Source organism: Streptomyces sp. NPDC093252 (assembly GCF_040683675.1).
Taxonomy (GTDB): domain Bacteria; phylum Actinomycetota; class Actinomycetes; order Streptomycetales; family Streptomycetaceae; genus Streptomyces.
The window spans coordinates 137,762-151,492 of record NZ_JBFBEM010000020.1 but is presented as its reverse complement, the minus strand read 5'-3'; the positions used below and the strand labels follow the sequence as shown (position 1 = coordinate 151,492).

Genomic DNA, 13,731 nt, shown 5'->3' with positions numbered 1-13,731 from the left:
GTGTTGGTGGTGGTGTCGGCGGATGTGTTGGTGCCGGGTGGTGGGTTGGCTGAGGTGGTGGGTCGGTTCGGGGTGTCGCATGTGTTGTTGCCTCCGGTGGTGTTGGGGGCGTTGAGTGTGGGTGATCTGGGTTCGGTGGAGGTGTTGGTGTCGGGTGGTGAGGCGTTGGATTCGGGGGTGTTGGACCGGTGGGCTTCGGGTCGTCGGTTGGTGAATGCGTATGGGCCGACGGAGTTCACGGTGGTGTCGTCGGTGTCGGGTGGGTTGTCGGTGGGTGATGTGCCGGTGATGGGGCGTGGGTTGTCGTATGCGCGCCTGTTTGTGCTGGACGGGATGCTGGAGCCGGTGCCGGTGGGTGTTGCGGGTGAGTTGTATGTGTCGGGGGCGGGTTTGGGGCGGGGGTATGTGAATCGTCCTGGGTTGACGGGTGAGCGGTTTGTGGCGTCGCCGTTCGATGTGGGTGAGCGGATGTATCGGACGGGTGACCTGGTGAAGTGGACCGGGGATGGTGAGTTGGTGTTTGTGGGGCGGGCGGATCAGCAGGTGAAGGTCCGTGGTTTCCGGATCGAACTCGGCGAGATCGAGGCCGTCCTCCTCAGCGACCCGGCCGTGGCTCAGGCCGCTGTCGTGGTCCGTGAGGATGCGCCCGGTGACAGGCGGCTCGTGGCCTATGTCGTCCCGGCGGAGGGCACCGTGGACGTGGACGGCCTGCGCGGCCTCGTGGCGTCGCGGTTGCCGGAGTACATGGTCCCGGCGGGCTTCGTCGCCCTGGACGGGCTGCCGCTCACGGTGAACGGCAAGCTGGACCGCCGTGCCCTGCCCGCGCCCTCCCACATCGCTGGCGAAGGCCGACGCCCCGGCACCCTCCAGGAGGAGATCCTGTGCGCGGTGTTCGCGGAGGTGCTCGGTGTCGAGTCGGTCGGCGTGGACGACAGCTTCTTCGGACTCGGCGGTCACTCCCTGCTCGCCGTCCGGCTGATGTCCCGGATCCGGGCCGTGCTCGGCGTCGATGTCGGGGTGCGGGCGCTGTTCGAGGCGCCGACGGTGGCCGGGCTGGCGGCCAGGATCGCCCAGGGCACCGACACCGCGCGTACCCCACTGCGGGCCGCCGCCGAGCGGCCGGAACGGGTGCCGCTGTCCTTCGCGCAGCGCCGGATGTGGTTCCTGGCCCAGCTCGAAGGACCCAGCGCGACCTACAACATCCCCCTGCCGATCAGGCTGAGCGGCGCGGACGCGACCGTCCTCGACGCGGCGTTCCGGGATGTGATCGCCCGGCACGAGTCGCTGCGGACGGTCTTCCCGGCGGTCGACGGCGAGCCGTACCAGCACATCCTCGACCCGGACGGCCTGGACTGGGCGCTCCAGATCGAGCGGGTGGCACCCGGTGAGCTGGGCCGGGCCGTCGGCCGGGCGACGGGGTACGCCTTCGACCTGTCGGCCGAACTCCCCATCCGGGTCACACTGATCGAGGCCGGGCCCGACGACCAGATGTTGGTCGTGGTCATCCACCACATCGCGGGCGATGGTCTCTCGATGGGGCCGCTGAGCCGCGATCTGTCCACGGCGTACGCCGCACGGCTCCAGGGCCTGGCCCCCGACTGGCGGCCCCTGCCGCTCCAGTACGCCGACTACGCGCTGTGGCAACGGGAGTTGCTGGGTGACCCGGAGGACCCGGAGAGCCTGCTGTCCGAGCAGGTCGAGTACTGGCGCCGCACCCTGGCCGGAGCCCCCGAGGAACTGGCCCTGCCCGTGGACCGGCCCAGGCCGGCCGTGGCGAGTCACCGGGGACACCGGGTCGGGCTGCGCCTGTCGCCCGAGACACACCAGAGGCTGGCCGACCTCGCCCGTGCCGAGGGAGTGACCGTCTTCATGGTCCTCCAGTCCGTGCTGGCCGTCACGGTGTCGCGGATCGGCGCCGGTACGGACATCCCGATCGGGGCGCCCATCGCGGGCCGTACCGATGAGAGCCTGGACGACCTGGTCGGGTTCTTCCTCAACACCCTGGTGATCCGCACCGACCTGTCCGGGGACCCGGAGTTCCGGGAGGTCCTCGGCCGGGTCCGCGAGGCCGGTCTCGGGGCGTTCGCCCACCAGGACGTGCCCTTCGAGCGCCTGGTGGAGGAACTCGCCCCGTCCCGGTCGATGGCCCGCCATCCGCTGGCCCAGGTCGTCCTGACCATGCAGACGACCGGCGACGCCGCCCTCGACATGCCGGGCGTCAGCACCGGCGGCAGCGCGGACGGCGGCGGTGCCGGGACGGACACAGATGGCACCGGCGGCACAGGTGGCACAGGTGGCACCGGTGCCACCGATGACACTGGTGACTCCGCCCTGGTCAAGTTCGACCTGTGGGTGTCCCTGGTGGAGGCGTACGACCCCGAGGGCCGCCCGGCGGGCCTGCGCGGGGCGCTCACGGTGGCCGCCGACCTCTTCGACGCACCAGCGGCGGGCCGCATGGCCGACTGGTTCACCCGGGTGCTGGAGACCGTGATCGAGACACCCGGCGTGCGGCTGAGCGCGGTGGACGTCCTGGACGCGGCCGAACGCGACCGGGTACTCAACGAGTGGAACGACACCGACACCGACACCGGCACAGCCACCGGCACCGGCACCGCCCCGGAGACACCCGCTGTCCTGGCCCGCTTCGACCAGCAGACCCGGCAGATGCCCGACGCGGTGGCGGTGGTGGCCGGCGACGAGCGCCTCACCTACGCCGAACTGGGCGAACGCGCCGACCGCTGGGCCCGCCATCTTCGCGACCTCGGTGTGGGGCGTGAGTCGGTGGTCGGGCTGTGCCTGCCGCGCGGTGCGGAGATGGTGACGGCCATCCTCGCGGTGTGGAAGGCCGGGGCCGCCTATCTGCCGGTCGATCTGGAACTGCCCGTGGACCGCGTGGCGTTCATGCTGGCCGACAGCGGCGTCCGGCTGGTCGTGGGCACCGAGGACACCCTCGGCGATCTGCCCGCGGGCCGGGTGCAGATGCTCGCCATCGACGATCCGACGACCGGCATCCTCCTGGAGGCGTACAGCGGCGCAGGGGCCCCCGAGGTGGCCTCTGACCCCCTGGATCTGGCGTATGTGATCTACACCTCGGGTTCGACGGGCACGCCGAAGGGCGTCGGGGTCACCCAGGGGTCCCTGGCCAACTACGTGGCTTCGGCCTCCGCCCGGCTGGACTGGACGGAGCCCGGCCACCGGTACGCGCTGCTCCAGGCGCAGGTGACCGACCTCGGCAACACCGTCGTCTTCGCGAGCCTCGCCTCCGGCGGACAACTGCACGTACTGGAGGCCGACGCGGCCACCGACCCCGGAGCGGTCGCGGCCTACCTCACCGAGCACGCGATCGACTCGTACAAGGTGGTGCCCTCGCACCTGTCCGCCCTGACCGGCGCGGCCGGCATCGAACACCTGCTCCCGGCCCGGTCGGTGGTGCTCGGCGGCGAGGCGGCCTCGGCGGGCTGGGTGCGGGAACTGGTGACCGCCGCGGCGGCGGAGGGCCGCCGGGTCTTCAACCACTACGGCCCGACCGAGACGACCATCGGTGTCGCCACCGCCGAGCTGACACCCGGCACGGGCGCGGTCCCGATCGGCTCACCCATCGCCAACACCCGCTTCTATGTCCTGGACGACTCTCTCGGCCCGGTCCCGGTCGGGGTGACGGGCGAGTTGTACGTCTCCGGCGCCGCCCTCGCCCGCGGGTACATCGCGCGCCCGGCGCTGACGGGTGAGCGGTTCGTGGCGTCCCCGTTCGAGACCGGCGGGCGGATGTACCGCACCGGCGACCTGGTGAAGTGGACGACCGAGGGCCGGCTCGTCTACCTGGGCCGTGCCGACGCGCAGGTCAAGATCCGGGGCTTCCGCATCGAGCCCGGCGAGATCGAGACGGCTCTCCTGACCCATCCGGAGGTCCGGCAGGCCGCGGTGGTCGCCCGTGAGGACACCCCCGGCGACAAGCGCCTCGTCGCCTACGTCGTCGCCGATGCCGACACCGACACCGCCGGGGTGCGGGACCTCGCGGTCGGGCGGCTGCCCGAGCACATGGTCCCGGCCGCCGTCGTCGCCCTCCCGGAACTCCCGCTGACCGTCGCCGGAAAGCTCGACCGCAGGGCGCTGCCCGCGCCGGAGTACGCGAGCGGCGGCGGGCGGGGGCCGGAGACCCCGGAGGAGGAGGCGCTGTGCGCGGCCTTCGCCGATGTGCTCGGCGTCGAGTCCGTGGGGGTCGACGACAGCTTCTTCGACCTGGGTGGGCATTCGCTGCTGGCGGTCCGTCTGGTGTCCCGGATCCGGGTTCTGCTCGGGGTCGAGATCGAGGTGCGGACACTGTTCGAGGCGCCGACGGTGGCGCTGCTCGCGGCGACGCTGGCGGCGGAGGGCGGCGGGCGTGCGCGGACGCCGCTGCGGGCGGTGGCCGAACGGCCCGAGCGGGTGCCGCTGTCGTTCGCACAGCGACGGCTCTGGTTCCTCGGCCAGTTGGAGGGCCCGAGCCCGACGTACAACATCCCCACGCCGATGCGGCTGACCGGGGTGGACGCCGCCGTGCTCAACGAGGCGTTCCGGGATGTGATGGGGCGGCACGAGGCGCTGCGGACGGTGTTCCCGGCGCTGGACGGTGAGCCGTATCAGCGGATCCTCGACCCCGGCGAACTGGACTGGGAGCTGGAGGTGTCCGAGGTCGGCCGGGAGGAGCTGCCGGACGCCCTGGGCCGAGCGATGCGCCACGCGTTCGACCTGGCGGTGGAGCCGCCGCTGAAGGCATGGCTGTTCGCGACCGGACCGGACGAGTATCTGCTGCTGGTGGTCGTGCACCACATCGCCAGTGACGGCTGGTCGCGCGGCCCGCTGGTGCGGGACGTGACCGCGGCCTACCAGGCACGGCTGGCCGGGCGCGCCCCCGAGTGGGCGCCGCTGCCGGTGCAGTACGCCGACTACACGCTCTGGCAGCGGGAGTTGCTGGGTGACCCGGAGGACCCGGAGAGTCTGCTGTCCCGGCAGGTGGAGTACTGGCGGGAGACCCTGGCCGGGGCGCCGGAGGAACTGCCGCTGCCGGTGAGCCGTACGCGTCCGGCGGTGGCCAGCCACCGCGGGCACGCCGTCGGCTTCCGGGTACCGGCCGATGTGCACCGGGCGCTGATGGAGCTGACCCGCGCCGAAGGGGTCACCGCGTTCATGGCGTTGCAGGCCGCGCTGGCGGTGACCCTGTCCCGGGTCGGCGCCGGTACCGACATCCCCATCGGGTCGCCGATCGCGGGCCGCGGGGACGAGGCGCTGGACGATCTGATCGGCTTCTTCCTGAACACGCTGGTGATCCGCACCGACCTGTCCGGGGACCCGGAGTTCCGGGAGGTCCTGGGGCGGGTGCGGGAGGCGAGCCTCGGGGCGTTCGCCCACCAGGACGTCCCCTTCGAGCGGCTGGTGGAGGAGCTGGCGCCCGAGCGGGCGATGGCCCGCCACCCCCTGTTCCAGGTCACCCTGACCGTGCAGAACATGGAGCAGGCGGCGGGCGACCGGACGCCGGGCGGGCCCGGCGGCGGTGACGGCTCCGCCGACTCCTCGGTGCCGCTGCCCGCCAAGTTCGACCTCGATGTGGTGATGGTCGAGCAGTTCGACGCCGAGGGCGGGGCCGCGGGCTGGACCGGGGTGATGACCGTCGCCGCCGACCTGTTCGACGAGTCCGCGGCGGCCCGGTTCGCCGACTGGTTCACCCGGGTGCTCCGCGCGGTGACGCACACGCCCACTGTGCGGCTGGGCGCGGTCGATGTCCTCGGCGCCGACGAGCGGGCGCTGCTGGCCGGTGGCTGGAACCACACCGTCGCCGAGGCGCCGGGCGCGTCGGTGGTGGAGCTGTTCCGGGAGCAGGCGCGGACCCGGCCCGACGCGGTCGCGGTCGCGGCGGACGGCGCCGAGGTCTCCTACCGGGACCTGGACGCCGACTCCGACCGGCTCGCCCGCCATCTCGCCGGGCTCGGGGTGGGACCGGAGGCGGTGGTCGGGCTGTGCCTGCCGCGCGGCACGGAACTGGTGACGTCGATCCTGGCCGTGCTGAAGACCGGGGGCGCGTTCCTGCCGGTCGACCGCAGGCTGCCGGTGGACCGGGTGGCGTTCATGCTGGCCGACAGCGGCGCCCGGCTCGTCCTCGGCACCCAGGACACCCTGGACGACCTCCCCGTCGGCCGGGTGCCCCTGGTCGCCCTGGACGACCCGATGACCGTCGCGATGACCGACGCGATGACGGGCGACGGCCCCGTCACCCCGCCCGCGGCGGTGATCGACCCGGCCGGGCTGGCGTACATCATCTACACCTCGGGTTCCACGGGCACCCCCAAGGGCGTGGCCGTGCCGCACTCCGGGATCGTCAACCTGGTCGCCGCGCAGCGCGAGCGGTTCGCCGTCGAACCGGGCTCGCGGGTGCTCCAGTTCGCCTCCGTCGGCTTCGACGCGGCCGTGTCGGAGGTGTTCGTCAGCCTCTGCTCGGGCGCCACCCTCGCCCTGGCCCGGGCCGACGAGGACACCCCCGGCAGCGCCCTCACCGGCCCCGACGCCTACCGGGGCATCACCCACGCCACCCTGCCCCCGGCCGTGCTGCGGACCCTGGACGACGCCGACCTCGCCTCGGTCGTCACCCTCGTCTCCGCCGGTGAGGCCCTGGACGGCGCCCTCGTCGAGCGGTGGGCGCCGGGGCGCCGGCTGATCAACGCCTACGGCCCCACCGAGACCACCGTCTGCGCCTCGATGTCGGCGCCCCTCGCCCCCGGCGACCGGCCCACCATCGGCACCCCGATCGCCAACGCCCGCGTCTTCGTCCTGGACGACACCCTCACCCCGGTCCCCGCCGGAGTGCCCGGCGAGCTGTACGTCACGGGTGCCGGGGTGGCCCGCGGGTATGTGGGACGGTCCCCCCTGACCTCGGAGCGGTTCGTGGCCTGCCCGTTCGGCACCGGCGGCGAGCGGATGTACCGCACCGGAGACCTCGCCGCCTGGACCCCGGACGGTCAACTCCTCTTCCTGGGCCGGACGGACGAGCAGGTGAAGATCCGCGGCTTCCGCATCGAACCCGGCGAGATCGAGACCGTCCTCCTCACCCACCCCGATGTCCTGCGCATCGCCGTCGTCGCCCGCGAGGACGTCCCCGGCGACAAGCGCCTCGTCGCCTATGTCGTCCCCACCGACCCCGACGGCGACGACGACCCCGAGGCCCTGCGCGCCTTCGTGGCCCGCCGCCTGCCCGACCACATGGTCCCCGCCGCGGTGGTCCGGATCGCGCAGCTCCCGGTCACCGTCAACGGCAAACTGGACCGCAGGGCCCTCCCCGCGCCCGAGTACGCGACTGGCGCGGGCCGGGGCCCGGCCACCGCCCAGGAGGAGATCCTGTGCGCCGCGTTCGCGGAGGTGCTGGGCTTGGAGTCGGTCGGCGTGGACGACAACTTCTTCCAGCTCGGCGGGCACTCCCTCCTCGCCGTCCGGCTGACCTCCCGGATCCGGGCGGTGCTCGGCGTGGAGGTCGAGGTCCGCTCGCTCTTCGAGTTCCCGACGGTGGCCGCCCTCGCCGCCCGGCTCACCGAGGGCGCGGGCCGGGCCCGTACCCCGCTGCGGGCCCGGGAGCGGCCGGAGCGGGTGCCGCTGTCGTTCGCGCAGCGCCGGCTGTGGTTCGTGGGCCAGCTCGAAGGCCCCAGCCCCACCTACAACATCCCGATGCCGGTCCGGCTGAGCGGCGTCGACGCGGGGGTGCTGGAGGAGGCGCTGCGCGATGTGATCGCCCGGCACGAGTCGCTGCGCACCGTCTTCCCGGCCGTCGACGGCCAGCCCTACCAGCACATCCTCGACCCCGGGGAACTGGACTGGGCCCTGCACGTCGAACAGGTCGACCGGGGGCGGCTGCCCGAGGCCCTGGGGCGGGCGATGCGCCACGCCTTCGACCTGTCGGCCGAGGTACCGGTCCGGGCGTCCCTGTTCGAGACCGGGCCCGACGAGCAGATCCTGGTCGTGGTGATGCACCACATCGCCGGAGACGGCTGGTCGATGGCCCCCCTGGGCCGTGACCTCTCCACCGCCTACGCGGCCCGCCTGCGCGGCGAGGCCCCCGACTGGCAGCCCCTGCCGGTGCAGTACGCCGACTACGCGCTCTGGCAGCGGGAGTTGCTCGGCGACGAGACCGACCCGGAGAGCCTGCTGTCCACGCAGGTCGACTACTGGCGCCGCACCCTCGCCGGAGCCCCCGAGGAACTGGCGCTGCCCACCGACCGGCCCCGGCCCGCGATGGCGAGCCACCAGGGCCACCGGGTGCCGCTGCCCGTCCCCGCCGAGGTGCACCAGCGGATGACGGAACTCGCCCGCAGCGAGGGCGTGACCGTCTTCATGATCCTCCAGGCCGCCCTGGCGGTCACCCTCTCCCGGATCGGCGCCGGCACCGACATCCCCATCGGCTCCTCCATCGCGGGCCGTACCGACGAGGGCCTCGACGATCTGATCGGCTTCTTCGTCAACTCGCTGGTCATCCGGACCGATCTGTCCGGCGACCCGGAGTTCCGCGCGGTGCTGGCCCGGGTGCGGGAGGCGAGCCTCGGGGCGCTGGCCCACCAGGACGTGCCCTTCGAGCGCCTGGTGGAGGAACTCGCCCCGTCCCGCTCCCTGGCCCGTCACCCGGTGTTCCAGGTCATGCTCACCCTCCAGAACACCGGGGAGGCGTCCCTCGACCTCGCTGGGGCCCGCACGGGTGGCAGCGCGGGCGGCGGCTCGGGCCCGCTCGACGGGGCGGCACCGGAGCCGGCGAAGTACGACCTGAACTTCGCCGTCGCCGAGATGTTCGACGCCGAGGGCCGCCCGGCCGGGCTGCGCGGAGCGGTCACGGCGGCGGCGGACCTCTTCGACGCCCCGACGGCCACCCGCCTCGCCGACTGGTTCACCCGGGTCCTGGCCACGGTCACCGCCGCACCGGACGCGCCGGTGAGTACCGTCGACGTCCTTGAGCCCCGGGAACGGGACCTGGTCCTCCATCAGTGGAACGCCACGGAGACGCCCGAGGACGACGCCGGTGTCCTGGACCGCTTCCTGCGGCGGGTCGAGGAGAGCCCGGAGGCGGTGGCGCTGGTCGCCGAGGGCGAGGAGCTGACGTACGCCCGGCTCGCGGCGGAGGCCGACCGGGTGGCGGCGCTTCTGGTGGCGATGGGTGTGGGCCGTGAGTCGGTGGTGGGTCTGTGCCTGCCCCGGGGTGCCGGGATGATCGCGGCGATCCTGGGTGTCTGGCGGGTGGGGGCGGCCTATCTGCCGCTCGATTCGGGGCTCCCGCCAGAGCGGTTGGCGTTCATGCTGGCCGACAGCGGCGTCCGGCTGGTCGTGGGCACCGAGGACACCATCGGCGACCTGCCCGCGGGCCGGGTGCAGATGCTCGCCATCGACGATCCGACGACCAGCCTCCTCCTGGAGGGGTACAGCGGCGCGGGCGTCCCCGAGATGGCCTCGGACCCCCTGGACCTGGCGTACGTGATCTACACCTCGGGTTCGACGGGCACGCCGAAGGGCGTCGGGGTCACCCAGGGGTCCCTCACCAACTACGTGACATCCGTGTCCGCCCGGCTGGACTGGACGGAGCCCGGCGCCCGGTACGCACTCCTCCAGGCCCAGGTGACCGACCTCGGCAACACCGTCGTCTTCGCGAGCCTCGTCTCCGGCGGGCAACTGCACGTACTGGACCACGGAATGGTGACGGACCCGGAGGCGGTCGCGGCCTACCTCACCGAGCACGCGATCGACTCGTACAAGGTCGTGCCCTCGCACCTGGCCGCCCTGACCGGCGCGGCGGGCATCGAACACCTGCTCCCGGCCCGGTCCGTCGTACTCGGCGGTGAGGCGGCCTCGGCGAGCTGGGTGCGGGAACTGGTGACCGCCGCGGCGGCGGAGGGCCGCCGGGTCTTCAACCACTACGGCCCGACCGAGACGACCATCGGTGTGGCGACCGCCGAGCTGACACCCGACATGGGCGCGGTCCCGATCGGCTCACCCATCGCCAACACCCGCTTCTACGTCCTGGACGACACCCTGGGCCCGGTCCCGGTCGGGGTGACCGGCGAGCTGTACGTCTCCGGCGCGGCCCTCGCCCGTGGGTACATCGCGCGCCCGGCGCTGACGGGTGAGCGGTTCGTGGCGTCCCCGTTCGAGACCGGCGGGCGGATGTACCGCACCGGCGACCTGGTGAAGTGGACCACCGAGGGCCAACTCCTCTACCTGGGCCGGGCGGACGCGCAGGTGAAGATCCGGGGCTTCCGGATCGAGCCCGGCGAGATCGAGACGGCTCTCCTGACCCATCCCGAGGTCCGGCAGGCCGCGGTGGTCGCCCGTGAGGACACCCCCGGCGACAAGCGCCTCGTCGCCTATGTCGTCGCCGATGCCGATACCGATACGGCCGGGCTGCGGGACCTGGTGGCGTCGCGGCTCCCCGAGCACATGGTCCCGGCCGCCGTTGTCGCCCTCCCGGAACTCCCGCTCACCTCCAACGGCAAGCTCGACCGCGCCGCCCTCCCCGCCCCCGAGTACAGCGCCGGAGGCGAGAACAGGCGGAACCTGGCGACCAGTCTGGAGTACGTCGTCGGCGAGGCGTTCGCCGAGGTCCTGGGGGTCGAGGAGGTCGGCTACGACGACGACTTCTTCCGGCTCGGCGGGCACTCCCTGCTGGCGGTCACGCTGGTCACCCGGCTCGCGGAGAAGGGCATCACCACCTCCGTGCGCAATGTGTTCGCCGCGCCGACCGTGAGCGGCATCGTCCGGCAGCTCACTCTGGCGTCCGTCAGCGACTCGCTCAGCCGGATCCTGCCGATCCGGACCGAGGGCGACCGGCCACCGTTCTTCTTCGTCCACCCGGCCTCGGGCCTGAGCTGGTGCTACCGGCCCCTGGCCCGCTACGCCACCGACGGCGTCCCGCTCTACGGGCTTCAGGCCATCGGCATGGACGGCGAGGCGGAACTGCCCGAGAACCTGGGGGCGATGGCCGACGAGTACATCGAGCAGATCCGCACCGTCCAGCCGCACGGCCCGTACCACCTCGTCGGCTTCTCCTTCGGCGGCATCCCGGTGCACGAGATCGCGGTCCGGCTCCAGGCGGCCGGGGAGACCGTGGGCGCGCTGGTGGTGATGGACTCGTATCCGTCGCCGCCTCCGGGCAGCGAGCCCCCGCGCCCGCCCGGCGCCCCGGACGCCCCGCAGCCTCCCGAGGGTGCGGAGCCTCGGCCGCCGGCGGCCGGGGACCCGCGTCGCCCGGAGGGTGCTGACCCGCGTCGGCCGGAAGGAGAGGAGCGACCGGACCCGGCGCCCGAGGAGCGTGATCCGGAGGCGCAGTTGCGGGAGGCCGCGGCGCGCATCCGGCAGGAGGTCGGCGGGATCATCGACGGGATCTCGGACGAGGAACTGCTCCTCATCCAGAAGATCTTCCGTAACAACACGACCCTGCGCCGCAAGCACGAGTGCTCGGTCTTCGAGGGGGATCTGCTGCTGTTCGTCGCCCAGGGCGAGGCCGAGGGCGAGGGCGAGGGCGAGGGCGAGGGGGAGCGCGGGAACGTGCCGGATCTGGACGAGCGGCGGCAGAGCTGGGAGCCGTTCGTGCAGGGGACGATCTCGACGGTCGGGATGCCCTGCAAGCACACCGATCTGATGCTCCCGGACATGCTGAGCCGGGCCTGGGAGGCCATCGCGGCCTGGATGGAGACGCGCGGCGGCACGGAGCCCGGTGCGGGCGAGTGAACGGCAGCCGCCCCGGACCTCCGGGTCCGGGGCGGCGGTGTGCCCGGGGGGAGAACGGGCGTCCTCGGGCCGGAGCCCGGCGACGAGAGGGAATGGACCGGCGACGAGAGGGAGAAGTCCGGCGTTCAGAGGGAAAGGACCGGCGACGAGAGGGAGAAGCCCAGCGACCAGAGGGAATGGACCGGCGACCAGAGGGAGAAGCCCGGCGTTCAGAGGGAGAAGACCGGTGTCAGGGTCGGCAGATCCACCCGTACCGCCAGCCCGCCCCCGGTGTTGGCCGTGGCGTGCACGGTGCCGCCGTGGGCGTCGGTGATGGCGGCGACGATGGACAGGCCCAGGCCCGCGCCCTCGCCGGGGCCGGTACGGCGCGAGTGGAGCCGACGGAACGGTTCGAACAGCTCCCCGACCTGCTCCGGGGGGACCACGGGCCCGCTGTTGGAGACCAGCAGCCCGTGCTCGGCCGACAGCTCGACCAGCACATAGCCACCGGCGTCGTTGTAGCGGATCGCGTTCTGCACCAGATTGGCGATCAGCCGGGTGAGCAGCACCTCGTCACCGGAGACGGAGACCGGTTCGGTGGTGGCGCTCAGCGTGATGCCGCGGCGCTCGGCGAAGCGGAACTGCTCCGAGATGACCTGGTCGACGGCGACCTCCAGGTCCACCGGGGCACGCACATTGAGCCCCTGCTCACCCTGGGCGAGCACGAGAAGGCCCTCGATGAGGCGCTCGGAGCGCTCGGTGGCGCGCAGCAGTTCGCCGCGGATCTTGGCGACCCGCTCGGGCGACGGGTCGGCGAGGCCGATCTCGATCGCGGTGCGCTGGATGGCGAGCGGGGTGCGCAGCTCGTGCGAGGCGTTGGCGACGAAACGGCGCTGGCTGGCCATGGAGCGGTCGAGCCGGTCGAGCATGGCGTCGAAGGTGTCGGCGAGTTCCTTCAGCTCGTCCTGGGGGCCGTTGAGCGCGATCCGCTCGTGCAGGGTCGACAGCGACAGCCGGCGGGCCGTGGAGGTGACATCGTGCAGCGGGCGCAGCAGCCGGCCGGTGAGCCACCAGCACACCGCGAAGGCGAGGATCACGATGGCGCCGATGGCGATCAGGCTCACCATGAGCTGCGTGCTGGCCAGCTCCTGCTGGAGCTGGGCCTTCTGCATGACGACGAAGGTCGAGTTGTCGGGCGACCCGTCGAGGGGCGCGGTCATGGACGGCTCGTACGGCACGTCCGAGCAGGGCACGTCCTCGGGCCGCAGATCGCACGGGACGCCGGCCATCTCGCCGGGGGTGACGAAGTTCTCCACCTGGCCGTCGACGGCCCACTGCTGGAACCGCTGCGCCGCGATCAGTACGGCCAGGCTGATCACCGTGAACCCGCCGCCGTACAGGAGGGTCATCCGGGCCCGCACGGAGCCGCTGAACATCAGGGGGAGGCGCTTGAGGATCCGTAGCAGCCGCACGACCGGTACCCGCTTCCTGCGATGGTGACCAAGGGGGGCGGGCCGCCGCCGCTGCCCGGCCGCCATTATCCGCAGGATTCATTGGGGCAGAAGCCGGTTAAGGACGCGGTTACCGCTTTCGGTCACCTCGTGGAAACCCCCGCCGGTCACGGCCGGGGCGGGTGGGGGACGCGGGGACACGGCGAGGCCGGCGACCCGGTGGGGCCGCCGGCCTGGGTGCGGTGCCGAAGGGCTGGGCGCCGCGCTAGCTGCCGGCCTTCATGGCCTCGATGAGGCTCTTGGGCCGCATGTCGGTCCATGACTTCTCGATGTACTGGAGGCAGTCGTCCCGCGATGCCTCGCCGAACACGGTTTTCCAACCGTCCGGCACATTCACGAAGACCGGCCACAGCGAATGCTGGCCTTCGTCATTGACCAGGACCAGATAGTTTGCGTCGGGATCCTCAAAAGGATTGGGCACCGCACTGTCCTCACTTCTCGGCGACAAGGGACCGCAGCGACGGGCTATTTCACGGTGACATAGGGCGCGGAACGAATCAAGCCGAGCGTCCGG

Annotated in this window: 3 protein-coding genes; 1 reads left to right on the top strand and 2 read right to left on the bottom strand. The window is 72.6% G+C overall.

Features of this window, described 5'->3' with window-relative positions:
- On the top strand, positions 1-11,727 hold the full coding sequence (locus AB0O01_RS33450) for an amino acid adenylation domain-containing protein (protein ID WP_365319406.1): 11,727 nt from the start codon (positions 1-3) through the stop codon (positions 11,725-11,727).
- A 209-nt stretch (positions 11,728-11,936) separates the two neighbouring features.
- On the opposite strand, the gene AB0O01_RS33445 is transcribed toward AB0O01_RS33450, so the two are convergent.
- Entirely contained in the window at positions 11,937-13,178 is a 1,242-nt protein-coding gene (locus AB0O01_RS33445) for a HAMP domain-containing sensor histidine kinase (RefSeq protein WP_365319405.1), read from the bottom strand.
- A gap of 244 nt (positions 13,179-13,422) precedes the next feature.
- Complete coding sequence (locus AB0O01_RS33440; RefSeq protein ID WP_355750197.1) at positions 13,423-13,638, bottom strand: MbtH family protein; 216 nt, start codon at positions 13,636-13,638, stop codon at positions 13,423-13,425.
- Positions 13,639-13,731: the final 93 nt, after the last annotated feature.